21 protein-coding genes are annotated in these 16,514 nt (G+C 41.8%); 7 read left to right on the forward strand and 14 right to left on the reverse strand.

All coding sequences use genetic code 11. The annotated features are described in order from the left end of the window. Nucleotides 1–6 precede the first annotated feature (6 nt). The 13 genes from JSU04_20225 to JSU04_20285 form a co-directional block, all read right to left on the reverse strand. Nucleotides 7–894, reverse strand: a complete 888-nt coding sequence (locus tag JSU04_20225) for a replication-relaxation family protein (GenBank protein ID MBS1972646.1) — start codon at nt 892–894, stop codon at nt 7–9. Nucleotides 895–1,463: 569 nt separating this feature from the next. After that, nucleotides 1,464–2,654, reverse strand: a complete 1,191-nt coding sequence (locus JSU04_20230) for a site-specific integrase (protein ID MBS1972647.1) — start codon at nt 2,652–2,654, stop codon at nt 1,464–1,466. After that, nucleotides 2,645–2,962, reverse strand: a complete 318-nt coding sequence (locus JSU04_20235) for a helix-turn-helix domain-containing protein (protein MBS1972648.1) — start codon at nt 2,960–2,962, stop codon at nt 2,645–2,647. The genes JSU04_20230 and JSU04_20235 overlap by 10 nt, the downstream gene beginning before the upstream one ends. Before the next feature lie 41 nt (nt 2,963–3,003). Continuing rightward, nucleotides 3,004–3,363 (reverse strand): hypothetical protein, encoded by a 360-nt coding sequence (locus JSU04_20240; protein ID MBS1972649.1) that lies wholly within the window; start codon nt 3,361–3,363, stop codon nt 3,004–3,006. Between the two features lie 10 nt (nt 3,364–3,373). Next, nucleotides 3,374–4,174, reverse strand: a complete 801-nt coding sequence (locus tag JSU04_20245) for a hypothetical protein (GenBank protein ID MBS1972650.1) — start codon at nt 4,172–4,174, stop codon at nt 3,374–3,376. Between the two features lies 1 nt (nt 4,175). Further along, on the reverse strand, nt 4,176–4,649 hold the full coding sequence (locus tag JSU04_20250) for a hypothetical protein (GenBank protein ID MBS1972651.1): 474 nt from the start codon (nt 4,647–4,649) through the stop codon (nt 4,176–4,178). Beyond that, nucleotides 4,636–5,193 carry a hypothetical protein gene (locus JSU04_20255; protein MBS1972652.1) on the reverse strand — a complete coding sequence of 186 codons (558 nt, stop codon included), beginning with the start codon at nt 5,191–5,193 and terminating at the stop codon, nt 4,636–4,638. The genes JSU04_20250 and JSU04_20255 overlap by 14 nt, the downstream gene beginning before the upstream one ends. Nucleotides 5,194–5,196: 3 nt before the next feature. Then, on the reverse strand, nt 5,197–5,904 hold the full coding sequence (locus JSU04_20260) for a hypothetical protein (GenBank protein ID MBS1972653.1): 708 nt from the start codon (nt 5,902–5,904) through the stop codon (nt 5,197–5,199). Beyond that, the gene (locus JSU04_20265; GenBank protein ID MBS1972654.1) at nt 5,901–6,521 is read right to left on the reverse strand and encodes a hypothetical protein; all 621 of its coding nucleotides are present in this window, start codon (nt 6,519–6,521) and stop codon (nt 5,901–5,903) included. Before JSU04_20265 ends, JSU04_20260 begins: the two co-directional genes overlap by 4 nt. After that, on the reverse strand, nt 6,503–8,683 hold the full coding sequence (locus JSU04_20270) for a hypothetical protein (GenBank protein MBS1972655.1): 2,181 nt from the start codon (nt 8,681–8,683) through the stop codon (nt 6,503–6,505). Before JSU04_20270 ends, JSU04_20265 begins: the two co-directional genes overlap by 19 nt. A 256-nt stretch (nt 8,684–8,939) precedes the next feature. After that, nucleotides 8,940–9,230, reverse strand: a complete 291-nt coding sequence (locus JSU04_20275) for a hypothetical protein (GenBank protein ID MBS1972656.1) — start codon at nt 9,228–9,230, stop codon at nt 8,940–8,942. Between the two features lie 11 nt (nt 9,231–9,241). Then, the gene (locus tag JSU04_20280; GenBank protein ID MBS1972657.1) at nt 9,242–9,745 is read right to left on the reverse strand and encodes a hypothetical protein; all 504 of its coding nucleotides are present in this window, start codon (nt 9,743–9,745) and stop codon (nt 9,242–9,244) included. Continuing rightward, the gene (locus JSU04_20285) at nt 9,732–10,697 is read right to left on the reverse strand and encodes a hypothetical protein (protein ID MBS1972658.1); all 966 of its coding nucleotides are present in this window, start codon (nt 10,695–10,697) and stop codon (nt 9,732–9,734) included. The genes JSU04_20280 and JSU04_20285 overlap by 14 nt, the downstream gene beginning before the upstream one ends. A gap of 329 nt (nt 10,698–11,026) precedes the next feature. Between JSU04_20285 and JSU04_20290 the strand changes: the two genes are divergently transcribed. The 7 genes from JSU04_20290 (at nt 11,027) to JSU04_20320 (ending at nt 14,218) form a co-directional block, all read left to right on the forward strand. Then, nucleotides 11,027–11,419 carry a helix-turn-helix transcriptional regulator gene (locus JSU04_20290; protein MBS1972659.1) on the forward strand — a complete coding sequence of 131 codons (393 nt, stop codon included), beginning with the start codon at nt 11,027–11,029 and terminating at the stop codon, nt 11,417–11,419. Between the two features lie 12 nt (nt 11,420–11,431). Beyond that, nucleotides 11,432–11,962 carry a hypothetical protein gene (locus JSU04_20295; GenBank protein ID MBS1972660.1) on the forward strand — a complete coding sequence of 177 codons (531 nt, stop codon included), beginning with the start codon at nt 11,432–11,434 and terminating at the stop codon, nt 11,960–11,962. Further along, nucleotides 11,959–12,246, forward strand: a complete 288-nt coding sequence (locus JSU04_20300) for a hypothetical protein (GenBank protein MBS1972661.1) — start codon at nt 11,959–11,961, stop codon at nt 12,244–12,246. Before JSU04_20295 ends, JSU04_20300 begins: the two co-directional genes overlap by 4 nt. After that, a complete protein-coding gene (locus JSU04_20305; protein ID MBS1972662.1) occupies nt 12,247–12,921 on the forward strand; it encodes a DUF4145 domain-containing protein in 675 nt (224 codons plus the stop codon). It begins immediately after the preceding gene. A gap of 15 nt (nt 12,922–12,936) precedes the next feature. Then, nucleotides 12,937–13,617 carry a DUF4393 domain-containing protein gene (locus tag JSU04_20310; GenBank protein ID MBS1972663.1) on the forward strand — a complete coding sequence of 227 codons (681 nt, stop codon included), beginning with the start codon at nt 12,937–12,939 and terminating at the stop codon, nt 13,615–13,617. A 125-nt stretch (nt 13,618–13,742) separates the two neighbouring features. Beyond that, on the forward strand, nt 13,743–13,931 hold the full coding sequence (locus JSU04_20315) for a hypothetical protein (GenBank protein ID MBS1972664.1): 189 nt from the start codon (nt 13,743–13,745) through the stop codon (nt 13,929–13,931). A 14-nt stretch (nt 13,932–13,945) separates the two neighbouring features. Next, nucleotides 13,946–14,218, forward strand: coding sequence for a hypothetical protein (locus JSU04_20320; protein MBS1972665.1), 273 nt, complete (start codon nt 13,946–13,948; stop codon nt 14,216–14,218). Nucleotides 14,219–14,262: 44 nt separating this feature from the next. Here the strand turns inward: JSU04_20320 and JSU04_20325 are convergent, their stop codons facing one another. After that, nucleotides 14,263–16,488 (reverse strand): cation-translocating P-type ATPase, encoded by a 2,226-nt coding sequence (locus JSU04_20325; protein ID MBS1972666.1) that lies wholly within the window; start codon nt 16,486–16,488, stop codon nt 14,263–14,265. Between the last annotated feature and the right edge of the window lie 26 nt (nt 16,489–16,514).

Raw genomic sequence — 16,514 nt, forward strand, 5'->3', positions numbered from 1 at the left:
CCCTCCCTACTCGCCCAAAACTTCGCTCAACATGGTAAAACGAAATAGCGGTTGAAAAAGTTGAGTGTGGTCTTGAATCAGATTCCAAACAGCTTCCTTCTCGCAAACATAGTGAACTTCCTCAAAAAGACGTTCAGCATCTGGCGCCGCCGTCATCATATGAATGTAGCGCTTCACCTTTTGCTGATAACGCTCTTTAGTTTTACGAGCGATCTCAAGTTCAAAGGCAACTCTTTTACCTTCTGGAGTTACATAGATAGCGTCAGGGCGAAACTCCGTCGGTAAACACTTCCGATACTCGTCAATTTCAGAAAGTTGCCTTTCAGAAATCCATTCTTTAACGACGCCAGAATTTTCAAGAACAATCCTAACCTGCGCCACACGCTGATCGTGATCAAAAAAGCGACCATCGACATCCAGCAGAGGACGACAATAGTTTTTCTGCGAACGAGAGTTTCGCAAAAACAAGTAGCCTTTTTGAGTGATCACGTAGAGCGGTCTCGCACACACATCGGTTAAAATCTGAAGCATTTCAGATTTTACTAATTTATGGACTCGCTGCCTTGCCCAGATCAGCGAGTTACTAACGGTCCCAAGCTTGGTAACTTTAAAAAATTTCGCGTGCAAATCTTCAAGTGTGGAGAATTTCATTTCTAGAACGAACTCCAAAACATCCAACTCTCGCTCGGTAAGTCGATACCCCTTTTGCGAAGTCACTTTTTGCACAACATACGGTAAATCAAAAAAACTATAAGCAGTCTGCATACTCTTTCCCTTCGCCAACCTTTCGATTTGCAAACACAAACCATTCAACAGGCCGGACTGATGAAAGATGAAGTGGCTGAGGTAACCCCCGGCACTCCATCTTGTTGTTATTCTCAAAACTAAAAACAACCTCTCCCAACTAGGAAAATGAGCTCCCTTGCCAGCTTTTTGTTACCTAAGTAATGGGGGACCTGCCTTGCTGACCACCTGCTCTCAACACGTTGGGAGTGGGTGGTCAGCAAGTTAAAGCAGGTCGCCCCAACGCCTAAGGCGTTGAAAAAGCTGGCAAGGGAGCGGCTAGAATCCCCAGAACCCCCATCGCGGTGGATGGGAGTTTTGATGGACGACAAGATGGGCTTATTTCTGCCTGGAAAATGCAGAAAAATTGAAAAAAGAAGAGCTTCGTAGGATCGGGAAAAAGTGGCAGACAAATGGTAGCCAATGGCAGCCAACGCCCGTCCCCCAGTGTCCCTTCCAGTCCCTGGAACTGGAAAAAGCCTGTCTAAGCCTGCGTGAGCAGGTTCTACGTTGTTTCTGATACTTAGGTTTTTGCTTATTTTTTGAGAAGGGAAAAATGGGGTGGAGGTCGTTTCCACTCCTATTTTCACTGACTTAGCTACAAAGTCAGCACCGAGATTTCTAAAAACTGTGTATTTTAATAACTCCATACCTAGAAGTCTCTCTTTTTAGCCTCGTAGTTATAGTTCTTCGTCGCGATTCGGTACGTACTTTTTTGCCATTCTGAAATCGGTAAGACTCGCAACTTTTTTCTCACCAATCTCCGGAAGCACGAAGTTTAGCCCCTCGGTTGCTCCCCTAACATCGATACCGGCCAAGCGAATATATCGAGTCATGACCTTCTCATCAGTCCAGCCACAGATCTTTTTAACCACAGGGCTGGATACCCCGGCGTTTAAAAGATGCGTTGCAAAACAAGCTCTGAGTGCATGAAAATTTACGGAGTGAACTCCAATGGACTCACAGAACTCCCTTAGTACTCTCGCCGCTTCTCCACGTCGCCACTTATTAATCCTAGGCAGTACGTGAATATTGTCGTGATTCCCCTGTGCTCGAAGATCGACTAGCTTTGCCTCAATCTCTTTGTTCATTGGAATCTTGCGCCAGTACCCGGCCTTGGTGGACTTAATAATTTTCATACGCCCATTGTAAGACTTGGAGCAGGTAATCATTTTTGACTCAAAGTCTATATCGTTCCACTCTAAGGCAAAAAGTTCTCCAGACCTCATTCCAGTATGCAGAGCCATGAACCAAATTGGATACCATTCGTGATCCATTTCTTTGGCGACATCCAAAAGCTTTTGAATCTCATGCAACGAAAGAATTTGGGGTGGCTTATCATCATGGTATTTACCCAGCTGAATATCAAAGGCCGGGCTGTGGCGCACGCCCATGATTGCCCCCTCTTCAATACCCCACTTAAAAATCGTATTGATTGCAGACTTCACTGCACGCAACCGACTTCTTGAGTACCCCTGCTCCAGCATTGCTTGAAGCACCTTACGAGCGTCTCCGGCATTGAGCTCATTGCACATCTTATTATCCCAAGAACTCGTGAATCTTCTTAAGGTCGCAATCGTGTCCCAAATTGTACTCGTTTGGATTTTCTTAACTCCAATTCCGCCTTTGCGATGTGTAAGTTCGTATTTTTCTAAAAGATCTGCCCAAGGTAATCCAGAGCCCTCTTGCCTTGCCACATCTATTGAACAATCCCTGATAAGGTCTTTCTCAACATTTTGGGCTTCTTTCAGAGTCTTAATTCCGGCCTTTTTCTTTTGCGATCTAAATCTACGATTTACATTGCTTCTAATATGTACGGAGACTTCATATGTCTTTGTACCATCTAGTCCAACTTTTTCTTTTATTCCCATTTCGTTCTCCTTCTCGGTTTAGGAATTTCAATTCCTTTTCGAGGCGCGACAGGTTGAAGTCCTGCCACAGAGTTTTCAATGAGTAGATCAAGCTGCTCTCTGTCGAAGTAAAGTCGCCCACAAAACTTGTTAGCGGAAATTTTACCTCTTTGATAAAGCTTTTTTACGGCTTCCCGAGTTGACCCTAAATACAAAGCCACTTCATCAGTTTTTAACCATCTCTTAATTTTCAAAGATCTTAGCTTTGCCTCAGCAATATCTAATTCTAGTTGATGCTGAGTCATCGCTGTTGTCCCCAAATTTAGCATAAATACCTCCAAGGGTTCAATCCTTGATCGAACCCTTTATTCTAATTTTTGATTTCTTTATGCTGAGCGCGAAATTCTCCGGCCAGCAACTTACCAATAAATTGATCTAATGAAATCTTACCATTGGCCCTTTGATACTCTTCATGAGCAATATGAAGACGGTCCTTCTCACTGAGAGTTTGGTTTTGAAGTTGCTGGATATGATCCGTAGTAATAAGCGAAAGACCTAGCGCTAAAATCTCAGAGTCTCGAACTTTTCTTCCGAATACTTTTTTATTAGCTTTGTCTTTCAGAACCTGCAAAGCCTTCGCAGAATCAGGGTCTAACTTTTTTAAAACGTTCTTCTTCTTAGGTGCCGTTGCCTTTTTTGTTGCCTTTTCCTCTGATATTACCTCTGACATATATTTCCTCCTATTCGACTATTTTTGGTTGTTCTGTAATAAGAATTTTGATTTCAACTGGCCCCTCAAGAACTGAGTACTCCGGTGAGGCCTTTATTTTTTCTGAAAACTTCTCCGCCGTTTTTGACATAGCGCTACTTAGAGCTTTTTTACTTGCTGTATCCACTGTTGGCGCATCGACGTAGTTGCCAAAAACATTTTGCCCGCGCTCAATGCTGGCATCGGCAAAACCTGCAGCTGCCGATGTAAAGAACTCAGCGGCAAAGAACTTACTTTCTTGATTTACATACTGCCCTTCAAGTCCAAGAATTCCCTTTGGATCTAAAACAGATGCCGACACTTGGTAGTCGTCAAACCCAAACCCTGGATGAAATTTCTTAAACTCAATGAGTATACGTTTTGAGTTCTTCTCCAAACTTGCTTCGCCCAAGAATATAGACCCCCTAAGCTCTCCCGATTTAATCTTTGCTCGAACTGGTGCCTTACTATCCGGAAATGCAAAAAGACTCTCGGGGATCTCTGCGTTGACAACATCTCCAATCCGAAGACCTTTGAGGTGGATCCCCTTTGCTGTACTTGGCAAAACAATCTGACTATCTTCGGAACGATATGATGAAGACGCTACTAAAATCTCGGCATCTAAATTTCCACGCCCCGCGAAACTATTATATTGCGCGCTTTGAGAAATCTTCTTTTTTTTGTTCTTTGCCTCTTCTATATTTGGAACAACTTTTACTTCAGGTTTGGTATACAAGTTTGAACGAACTTGAGCATGAGCTTGAAAACAAATGAGTAAAATTGGAATGAACATACTATTCACCTCCCATTTTAATGTTTTCAATTATCCTACCTTGAGACTTTGATAGAGAAGGCGCTAGCACTTGATTCTGTGCCGGACTTTGAGTTCCGCTAAAGCTGGGCCCCCCATAACTACCACTAATCTTTACATAGTCTTGATGGGATGTTTTTGAAGGAATAATATCAAAAACATAAAAACGTTTCTCCGACTTAACAATGAGGTTAGTTGGCTCCACTGCCTGTTGGCTAAGATATAGAGTCAATTCCTTCGAAGAGACCTGAGACAAAACAGCCTTAATACTCTTAGGATTACCAATCCGAACCTCGACAATATTCTGCGGGAACTCTAAAACTGAGATAAGGCCGCCATGAAGATAGATTTTCTGACTCTGGCTCAAATCTTTGTAGATGGAGGAAATTCTTTTAATTTCAGCATGCCCTGTAGAGCTCAAAAACAATGCCAAAATGAAAGTCTTAAATGACTGCATCACTCAACTCCGTTACCTCAAAACCCCAAGGATTCTTTTCGTTTCGATCGTTTTTTTTGAACTCTAAATTGACTTTTAAACGCACCTTTTGCTGATTCATGCGCGAATGTATGTTTATACCTAAGATTGCTTCAACCTTTCCTGGTTCGACTAAATCTATACTTTCAATTTCCATCGTTTGGGATAGAGGCGTATTTTGAAGCTTCTGGTGCAGGTCCAACAGACGATCCTTGTTTCTCTGCCAAAGGTCGTCTGTCATAATCTCGGTAGCGCTGCCAATTTTATGTAAGAAGTTTTTTTCATCATATACATAATAGGAATCAAAGAATGCTTTTAAAAAGTTCTTCAATTCCGATTGTATTAAGCGATCTTTGTTTTCAGTTATGATCCTTGCGCCCGCATCATCAATACCAATGAGAATCACTTTCTCGCTTTTCGTAAGGGCAATGACAGAAACCGAAAAAGCCCATATTGAAAGACTAACAACCAAGACCCAATGCTTAATTTGCTCTCTCAAGAGCTTACTTTTAAAAACTAAAGACATTCATTACCCTACAATTGAAATAACTTTTGAAATTGCCTGTGATGGCGATAGCGTTCTAAACAAGAGAACACAAAAGAGCGGCGAAAATAACTGCAGGACCTGGATTACAAGCCAGAACACAACTGAACTTACCGGAGAACTACTTAGATTGGGCCACAGCTCCCGTCCCAACAAACCTAAGAGATTCCAAAGAACCGGCCACATGCAAAGAGACAATAGGCTAGAAAAATAGGCCCCAATCCCTTGTGATATTCCTAACATTGTCGAGAAAAAAATCATTACAGGGGCTATTGCTAAAAGTAGAGAAATGAAGACTGTATATATCGACTGAGTGAATAGATTCATAAGAATGTCGCCAACTTTTCCAAAGACTTGAAATAAGACAATCTCGCTGAAAAGCTTCCTCATAAACTCCTCGATTGAAGATTGAGCAGCCGTCATTGGCGCATACGATATACTCAGGGCAAGCCCCCCAGTTGCTAAAACAATTAGTTTCACGATAATTGGGTATAAGTAGGTAATTCCGAAATATTTGACTGTATCTCCTATAACTTCGACATACTCATAGACATTGGCAATTCGGATCGAAAGAAAGCAAATTCTCATTACAAATATCAGTCCAACAAATGCGGATAAAATCACTGATACTTTTGAAAACAGTGTAAGTGCTGCCTGAAGCATAGTCTCATTCATAGGCGTCAACGGATTCATAGTCGATTCACCCTTAATCCATCGATCCTATTAACCTTTACCTCTCCGCGTTCTTGATCAACGATCTCTTGCATAAAGATATTTCTTCTTGCTTTTGCCTCTCGGTCTTCAAGATAAGACAGGAACTGAACTCGCCTTAACCCTTGGAGCTCTTCTAGAATCATAGAGTTGATACGAATCTCCTGAATAGTAGCTGCTTTTTCCCCTGCTTTTGGTCGAATACCCATTACTGCGGCAATTCGTTTTGATGCGGAAATCATGTTTCTTAGCGCCTTTATTTTTTCAGCAATAGTTGTTGCTCTTTTAAGGTCGTAATCAATTGCATTTCGCACATCATCGCGACTCCATCTAAGGTCTCGGGCTCTAGAATTTAAATCCTCAAGACGAGCAACTGCATTTCTAACCTCTCCATCACCTTCTGACTCAATACCGAGTTCTGATAGTAGGTCACCTAACGCAAAACCTAGATCCGCAGCCTCATCTGCTTTTTCAAGGCCCCCAACAATCCCAGAAACGGCTTGGGCCCCCATGGCAACAGTTGTTGGATCAAAAGAGAAACTCCTTTGGGAAAAAAAGAGCATGACCGTGAATAGGAAACCTAAATAGCGGCCAAACATGCAACCGCCTCCCTAAGACTAAGTCCAGGGACAGCCTTCATTAAATCTATTAGCTTTTCTTTATCTACTCTTGAAGTCGTTAAGCGCCAGTACTCCTCGGGCGTTACTTTAATATTCAATTTTCTGGTGGTCTCGCTTGCTTGCAGCAGAACTTCGGAAAAAGAGCCTACAATTGATCTCAGCGATTTGATCTCGCCAATGTCTCGCTCTTTCAGATTGAAGCGCTCTTTAAATTGAGTTTCATCGCCATCGATAGAAAAAATGAATCTTTGCGGTGAGTTTTCAATGATACCAGTATCACCTCCAACAATGAAATCCGTTGAAAGTTGACTAATTAAAACAACAGCATGACCGTACTTTCGAACATTTGCCGTTGAAAATTTGAAAAAGTCGAAACAGGACTTGATGAAGAATGGAGTTTCATCACAGACAAGAACTAAACGCTGCCCATTTGAACGCAGCATTTCAATATTGAATTGCGCCAAGACAGCTGCGATCCCAGCTTGAGCAAACTCAGGATCTGCCGCTTGAAAAATTTGTGAAAAATTGTAGTATCGAAGTCTAGCAAGACTCTCTAAATTACAATCGTTGGCATCCGTCAACTCAAAGGCTGATTCATAAACTCCCCCACGAACCCATCTTTTCAATAGTTCGCGCCGCGGAAAATCACTCGCAAAATTGTAAAAGTCATCGAGACTTGGGTCTGTCGGTTTTGAATCAACATAAAGCCTTACCGAATTTTCAATCTCGGCACGCAATCTTTTAGAAAGTGTCAATTCGCCCTGTTCTTGGATCAGAGAGGCAAGGAACTTAGACAGAATTCCCAGTTTGTCATTGTCCGAGGCAGATTCGATACTAAGTACTAGAAATGGATTGATACCAGAAGGTTTGTCCAAATTAAGTTGAAACTCCTGTCCTCCAAACAGTTCACACTCTTTTGAATGAGAGCCGCCGACATCTAACTTAATTATCGTTACTCTTGGATCTTGAAGCAAAGACGACGATAGTAGACCCGTTAAGACACTTTTTCCTTTCCCGCTAGTTCCAATAACCAATGTATTAAAAACATTAAATGCAGGATTAAAGAGATCGAAATGGTGGAGGGTTTGATCTTGGCGAAACAAGCTGAGAGCTCTCTCTTTGCTAATGATCCCATTTGTAGTCTCTCCCTTTGACCAAATTGGCAGAAAGTTCGATAAAGCCTGATCTCCTTCTATCAAAGTAACATGCTGCTCAGAACCAGGTAACGCCGCCACTAAACTTTGAGCAACACCAAAAGTCTCAATTACGCAGTCTGAAAAGAGAGACATCTCAGAAATGATTTCTGACAATGCCGACGAGAGTTCCGTCTGGCTTGGGCGTTCGACCACGACTAAGATTTCTATTTCAAAAAACTGCGTTCCAGACTGAAAATTTTTGACGATTAAATCCTCGGTAGAGTCCCCTTGAAGTTGAGATGTAATATCTTTTCCGGACTTCGTTTGTTTCAATCTCCTTGCTAAAAGCAATTTCGCTTTCGCTTCATCCATCTTTCGAAACGAGACATTTACAAAAGAAGGAGCACTAATCTTGTCTAGAACATAGCCCCAGTCATATTCAGAAAAGGGCTCTAATGGTTGTTTTAATAGACGTATGACGCCAATACTCTTTGTACCAGTTTCAACAGATCTTTCGGTTCTGACCCAAGTAGAATGTTCTCGATCAAACAGCTTAAATACATCGTCATTAGAGAGGGTTTCTAACCTAAAACCGAATTGTTCAAAGAGCGCCTTAGCTTGAAGGAGCGCTCTAAATTGCGCTGGATCTGTAGTCTTCTTGTCTTGGAAAATAGTATTCTTAATTTCCGCCAAAGCTTTAAAGCCGCCGGTAAAATCGAAGTATAGAAAAATATTTTTTCTTTTAAATCCTAGGCTATTGACCGCGGCAGATCGAGGATACTCAGTTTCTAAATCTTTACATTGAAGAGGCTCCATTTTTATTCGTCCAAGAATTCTTGGATCGATCTGCCTCAACACCTGGACCAAGCGTATTCCAAAATCCTCAGAGTCTTGGGTTTCAATATCACAAGATCCAATTTTAAATCCCACTCCGCAAATGCCGTCTGTAGTGATCCAAATATTTAACCCTTGATATTCTTCAATATGTGAAAGAACTGGCAGCATTGCTCCCCCTAGTTAAGAGTCTTTGACCCCAATTTAGACTTTAAAAAGTCACGAATTGTTTTTGGTCGTGATTTTAGTCGAATACGTAGGAGAATTAGGAAAGCCGCGCCCGCAATTAGAAAAGCCAATAGCTCGAGTCCAAATGGACGAAGTACCGCGTGGGAAATTATTAAAACATACCCTAGCGCTCCTAAGTCCCAAACGGAAAGCCCTAACCATCCCGGACGCTCATTCAGCAGGCGGGCCCCCTTAGTCTTCATACACTGGCTCCAAAAATACGCCCAAGTAAACTGATCATAGCAGGTGCTCCAAGCACCGCTGCCGCACCGATGAGGCCACTAAAAAGGACCATTCGACCGATATGTGCAATTCCCAGGGCATACAGAATGCCGCCAATCGTAATTCCAATGCTAATTGCGGCGACTCCAATACGATTAAACATGGTTTGCGCACTTTGAGCCGCATCAACTAAGTCTCTTGCTAAAGCGATATCAGAGAAGCTCAGACACGCTAAACCAACAACCAGATAAATCATTAAATATTTCATTTTAGTTTCTCCTATTTTGAACTTGGTATAAGTGATGGAGGCGTTAGCTCCATAATTTTGTCTTGGTGAATGAGGCGATTGTCACCGTCTTCAATCCATTGATTAATTTCATATACTCGCCACTCACCTGGATTGATCATTGACTTGTACTTATTTGGAACTTTAGCCCCGAAAGTTGCCGGAGTCTGCGTGGCAAGTCGGGGCTCTCCAATCTGATCCAACTGAGTCTTCATTACTCGAATCTCCTCTCGAAGTTTTTCAGCCTCTTTATCTGGATCGTTTAGGTAGAGAGTTATGGCTCCCGCAACTGCTGCAGCCATTCCCCCATACATAGTTGAATAAGTCGTTTTATAGTCCTCTTTCTGCTGACCCAAAACTACACCTGTAGCACCAGCGATCAGCATGTTTTGAAAGACTCTTTCCTTTGTTGTGTGGGCACATCCCGTTGTCAGAGCAATGATCAAAATTCCAAAATTACTACTTACTCTCACTAGGTTTTTTTTACTGGCAGACATATTCCTGCTCCGATGACATTTTGAGACACACTTGTCCCTTGCCACCGGCTTGGCCATCCACCCCTTCTGGATAATCACGATCACAAGGAGGATTGACTACCTCGTTGGCCGGACCCATTGGTACCGATCCTCGGACGCCGGCCGGACCTAATTTTCCTTCTTGATTCAAAAAGCTAATATTTAAACTTTTGCCATCGGAAAAATTCACATTCAGATTTCCGGCGTTGCCACCATTGCCTCCGTTGGCACCCGCACATCCCGGATGTCGTCCGGGAAATGTAATAGCACCATTACGCCCATGACCGCCCTGCTCGCCTCGAAGAATGACCTGCAGGCTTCCTTTCGCCTTTTGCGAAAGAATATTAATTGTCCCGCCGGATCTGCCGTTTTTGTCCCAGAATGCTTGTGTTCCTTCTGGAAAATTTTGAACTAATCCGCCATCTGAAATGAACTCTTTAGTAACAATCGTCAGATTCTTATCCAACGTAGTTACGACTGCTTTATTTGTAAGAAAAACTCTGGCAGCTTCAATCTTTTGATGGTTCGCTAACTCTACCGGACCATCCCATAAAATATCCGTCGGAATTTTTACGAAAACCGGAATCGACGACGATACACGTCCATCGTCCGTCAATTGTTCTACGAGATAAGAAAGTTCCGATCCTCCGGACACCTGAGCATGTACAAACTTTTTGTCCGAACCGGACACTACACCAAGAATTTTCGATTGTTCCGATACTCGGACAGTACCCTGAGCGTCCGGCCAAGATAAATCCACTTCGTAAGAATTTGGTTGATCCGAACCAACAATCTCTACCGCGATTTGGTCCGTCGACAATTGTTGAATCCGTGGATCAATGGCCGGCTTTTCTTTTTTTAATTCGTTAGTACATCCGGACAATCCAAAATTTGACAATAGCAGGCCCGCGAGGAGCCATTGAGCTTTTTGCATAGCATCTCCCTTAAATAAGTTTTCAAAATGTGTCCGAAAATCGGACCACCCTCTTGAAATTTGGAGATGCTACGTGCTAAATCTTGAATGCATTTATCCGGTGCACGCTCATCCTCACTTGTGATTACAGTCACATTTTCCCGAGGGTGGGCTTTTTTCGTTTCTGGGCCTAGAAATACTCAGCGTTAGTTTTTAAGTAAAGCTTTATTTCATAATAAATACATATAGTTACGCCATACGTATTCATGAAAAATCATAATTATTTATAGAATTCTATGTTTTTATCTTGAAACTTATGTGCTTAAAAAGTACTCATTAAACCAAATTTTATGAGAAAGAAACTCAGCCTCGCCGAAAAAATCGCACTCCTCGCAAAACACTCTGGTGTGAGCCAGTCTGCCATTGCCGATCAAGTAGGAGTACCTGCAAGTCACGTGAATCATTTCTTCCGTGGCAAAGGCGACGTTCGCTCTGAACTCTTCATTGAAATTCTAAAGACACTCAACATTGACATCGAAGCACTGATCAACAAAGAAGTTGCTCGTATGAATGATTTAGATCTCGAAGAAAAACAAAATGCAGGCGAAGTTTTCGAGAGGCTTGTGAAGTCTTTCGATAAAACTGATAGAGAAGCAATCGTTCAGTATATTGACGGCTTCGCTGTAGCCCAGTTGGGTTCTAAAGCTAAGAAACAAACGAAAGTATTAAAAGAGTTAATTTAATTGGGGGGATCTTTGGAAATACAGACGCAAGCCATCGCCTCAGATGAATCTCTGAAGGTGAAGTTTAGGAAGGACTACAAATTCCTACGCTTTTATCTTCTGCCATTTTTAAAAGACTTTTCAGCTGACGTGCGCTGGATGGCTGAGAAAATTGGCACAAATGTCGAGCAAGCTTTTGAATATCAAGATTTGCTTATCGCTTCGGAATATTGGGTGCGTCATCCAAATGGCGGCATCTCTGTAAAAGAAAATTACCCAAGATTCAGAAAGAATTTCGACGATTTTTTGAATACGGCAGAGTTCATGACTCTCAATGCAAATATTAGCACGAGAATAACTGACGACGGACAATGCTGGTACGAGACATTTACGATTCCCACTACAAAAGAGCTTGAAACGGAATTCATTGGAAAATTAGACTCTCTTTTGAAGGAATTCAGAGAAAAGTCTGAGAAAACACCTGGCGACACGATTGTTTCTTGGTCTCAGATTTACACTCATGCCCTGAACGGCACGAACGCCAACAAGGAGGTACAACAATGAAATTCACCCTAGCAATCCTTACTGTATTAGTTCCGTTCTTCGTCCATGCTGGCGGCGGTGGTGGTCTTCGTCCGGGAATGGAATCTGGTATGGTCCGTCCGGAAATCGTATATCACTTAGGCGAGTCTAACGGCGTAACGTCCTTTGCTTTTGGACAGCTCGATAACAATGAGTGGAAAATCCAAAACATCACATTACCGACGAGTGAAATTGAGCTTGATTACAATACAAAACAAGCACTTCAGGTTTCTAAGAAGTTAAAAAATTGGGCTGAGGTAAAATAAATGATTCAATTACCAGGCCGAGTTAAATCGGTTAAGCCGACATTTCAAGCTGATTCATTTACTTGTCCGCATTGTGGTGTCTTCTCTCAGATGACCTGGTCAGAAACTCAAGCAAATGGCTCTAACAACTCCGAGAGAATTTGCCTTTCTAAGTGCGAAAGCTGTGATAGATTCGCAATTTGGACAGCATTTTTAACATATAATAGTGATAGAAGAGCAAACTGGAATGCAACATTGGTGCACCCAAGAAGTGCAAAACATCAACCACACGATCAACTTCCAGCCGACGTTAAAAGAGATTTCGAGGAAGCTGCCAACGTACTGTCATTTTCTCCAAAGGCTTCTGCAGCACTTCTTCGATTAGCTGTTCAAAAATTAATCCCGCATGCCGGTGAGACAAATTCAAATTTAAATGAAGCAATTAAATCTTTAGTTTCTAAGGGCCTTTCGCCACAAATTCAACAGGCTCTAGATATTGTTAGAATTACCGGAAACAATGCAGTTCACCCTGGTCAAATGGACGAAAAAGACATTTCTGAAATTGCAGACGCGTTGTTTGAAATCATTAATTTGATTTGTGAAGAATTCATTGCCAAGCCCGAGCGAATTAAGAGCCTTTATGAACGGCTGCCAAGTGAATCTCTAAAGCAAATTAAGCGAAGAGATGCGAATTAGGCATTAGTAGGCCAAATGAATCCAGAGGATATTAAAAACGCATCAGAAGCGATTAAAAATGCAAGCGCGTTTGGAATTGAAGCCATAAAATTCATTCGTGTATTAACTGATGAGCCCATGAAAGAGCTTTCTGGGATCCTTTCTGATAAGTTAAAATTTTATCGTTGGAGAAATCAGCAACAAATTCTTTTGAAAGCCGCTGAATATTTAAGATCAAATAACATCCTCACTAGAAAAATTCCGCTAAGAGAATTAATTCCACTTTTAGAATATAGTTCTATGGAAGACGAAGAGTTATTGCAGGATCTTTGGGCCGGGATTTTAGCAAATTCCGCAAATAGCAACAGCTCAAACCGCAGCAACTTGGTATTTATCGAAATTTTAAAAAGCCTTTCAAAAATGGAGGCTGAAATACTCCAGGTTATCTCTTCGATTCCAAATTGTATGAATCCAAATGGAGTAATTCTTACCACGTACTTACCTGCAACAGCTCAAATGATGACCCCGCCGCCATCAGGGGCCAGATCTTCCCTGTTGCCAAACGATGACGTCACATTAGCTTTGGCCAATCTCGACAGATTAGGATGTATCTCGATCGTAAAGTCGATTGGTGGGGATCAGATGTTTGAATTTATAAAATGTACTGAGCTGGGAATTAGACTAGTCCAAATATGTACTGTGGCAAAAACAGTCTAGTTCTAGCAATAGAAATGCTGAGAACAGTCCAACCACACAAATTTTAAAAAAACATATTTTTCAATTGACCGTACATTTCCCGTACTTTATTTCTATAGATGGAGGAGCACTAAAGGAGTTAACCAATGGGTTACTACAAAGAGCTCGACATCGAAAGAATTCATAGTGAAGAAGCTGAAAATAGGTTGTTGGCTTCTATTCAACCTACATTTAGCGAAGACTTACTAAGTGAAGTTTGCGAAACTTCTAACTTGGAATCCTTTCCCTATTCGCCATCTAAATCCGGAATTCAGTCTTTAGCTTTCTATCAGTAGTTGGTGGTGATTATATGGTTGGTCGTAGATATCAAGCCGATCCTCGGCTTTTACTTTCTATATGGAAGAAAGATGGCACTCTTTGGTATGCAGAACCAGACGATCTTCGTGCTGTTATTTTGGCAGAAGCGGCTCCTGAGGAATTAATACGATCTCGCATGGGATACGGTTATCATTTAATCCAAGAAGCTCTTGAAGGAAAAAGACTGAGTATCTGGTCCATTTCATTTATTGAACATGGAATATTGATACAATCACAAAATACAAATAGTCCTCTGAAATATTGAACACAATAAAATCATGATTTCAAAAACTCCAGAGGACAAAGCTTCTAATCAACCTTCAACAGTCTTAGCGCATTTAAAATAACGATAAGAGTCGCACCAGTATCTGCAGCCACCGCCATCCACATACTAGAATATCCTAATAGGGCTAAAGCCAAAAAAATAATTTTAAGAACCAAAGCAAAGCCAATATTAAATCTTATAATACCCAAAGCTCTTTGCCCTTGTTCTATTGCGACTGCCAACTGACTTAAGTCATCTTTAACTAGAGTTACATCTGCCGTTTCGACCGCAGCATCAGTTCCAGCAAGCCCCATTGCGATGCCAACTGTAGCTGAAGCTAAGGCCGGGGCATCATTTACGCCGTCCCCCACCATCCCTACATATTTGTACTTTTGAACAAGCTCTTTAACTTTTTCAACCTTATTCTCCGGCAAAAGATCACCAAATGCTGCATCAACGTTGACACTACTACCGATGGCAGTAGTTGTTCTTTGATTATCGCCACTCAAAATGACCACAGCTTCACAACCTAAACTATGAAGCTTATCTACGGAAAGCTTTGCGTTGGCTTTTAGCTTATCACCCAGCCAAATTATACCCATAACCTCTCCCTCGCAGTCCGCGTGGGGCTTATGCCCTACAACGATAACGGAGAGAGACTTATCTTCTAACTTCGCTAAATAAGACTCGAGCTCAGTGGAGCAAACTCCCAACTCATGAACAAATCGATGATTGCCAAGAAAATACTCATGTCCATCCAATTTTGCAAATACGCCTCTACCGTGTGCACTTTGCACTTCACTAACTGGGCTTGCAGATATTTTATTTTCTTTCGCATATCGAACTACAGCTTGAGCCAAAGGGTGATTTGAAGACGCCTCAATAGAAGCCGCAACCTTCAAAATATCCTCTATACTTTTGGTTTGATCCCAAACTCTAACAGAAACTACTTGAGGCGTGCCTTCAGTGAGCGTTCCTGTTTTATCAAGAGCTACTGCGCGTAGCTTTCCAAGACCTTCTAAAAACTTCCCACCCTTAACTAGAACCCCTCGTCTAGCCATTGCAGTGAGTGCAGATGCTATTGAAACGGGAGTTGAAATAACTAGCGCACAAGGGCAAGCGATCACAAGCAAAACTAAAGACTTATAAATCCAGTCATTCCAAGCGCCCTGAAAAACAAGAGGCGGAATCATCATAATTGCAAGTGCTAACAAAAACACGGCAGGAGTATAGATCCTAGCAAATTGATCGACGAAGGTTTGGAGAGGCGCCTTTGATTTTTGAGCGTCCTCTACAAGTTTAATAATCTGCGATACCTTCGAATCTTTAGAAAGCTGACTAACTTGAATATCTAGCACTGCAGAGCTATTAATAGTGCCGGCATATACGATGTCGCCAAAGGCTTTTTTAACCAATTTAGACTCACCAGTGAGGGCAGCTTGATTTACATCAGACTCTCCGGCCTTTACCGTACCGTCTGCGGGTATTAGGTCTCCGGCTCTTGCAACAACTACGTCACCAATTTTAAGAGATGAAGCTTCTACTTCAGTTAGTTCTCCGTTACCAGCTCTAAGTAAAGCGCTTTTAGGAGTAATTTTTAGCACTTCAGAGATAGCTTTTCTTGCTCTAACGACACTATACGCCTCAAGAAGTTCAGAGAGGGCAAATAGAAAAATAACTGCCGCGGCTTCTGCATAGTCTCTCAAATAAATGGCGCCTAAAGCAGCAACAACAACTAGCACATTCATATCAAGATGAAATTTCCGAAGAGCTCTAGTCGCTTTTGGAACAACTAAGATACTTCCAAAAGCTATGGAAATTAAGAAACCTGACATTGTCAGAAATTCAGAAACACCGTTTATGTAACTTATTACAAATGAAGCTAAAAACAATGCGCCCGAAATGCAAACATATAGAAGGCGGTGAAATGGAATCGTAACTGTCTTTCCTTCTTTAGAGACAACTTTGACGCCAGATCTATTAATTCGCCTCTCAACATCTTCTTTTTTTGTTTTATCGGAAAATACTACTTTCACAGTAGAAGACATCAGATTGGCTTCTACAATATAGATGTCGGGAGCTTTTAAGGAGCTATTGATTGCCGCTATTTCATCCGCGCAATCCATCCCACTAACTTTAAATTCTTCCTCTACAGCATCAGAAGGAAGGTTGCTTCGGTCATACCCGTTGTTACTCTCAACAACTTTCTTACTTGAATGACTATGAGAATGGTGATGGCCATGCCCGTGATTACAATTATCATGTCCCATAGGGAGCTCCCGTCATCTATACGTCA

This window comes from Bdellovibrionales bacterium (genome assembly GCA_018266295.1).
In the GTDB taxonomy this organism is placed as follows: Bacteria; Bdellovibrionota; Bdellovibrionia; order Bdellovibrionales; family Bdellovibrionaceae; genus JACMRP01.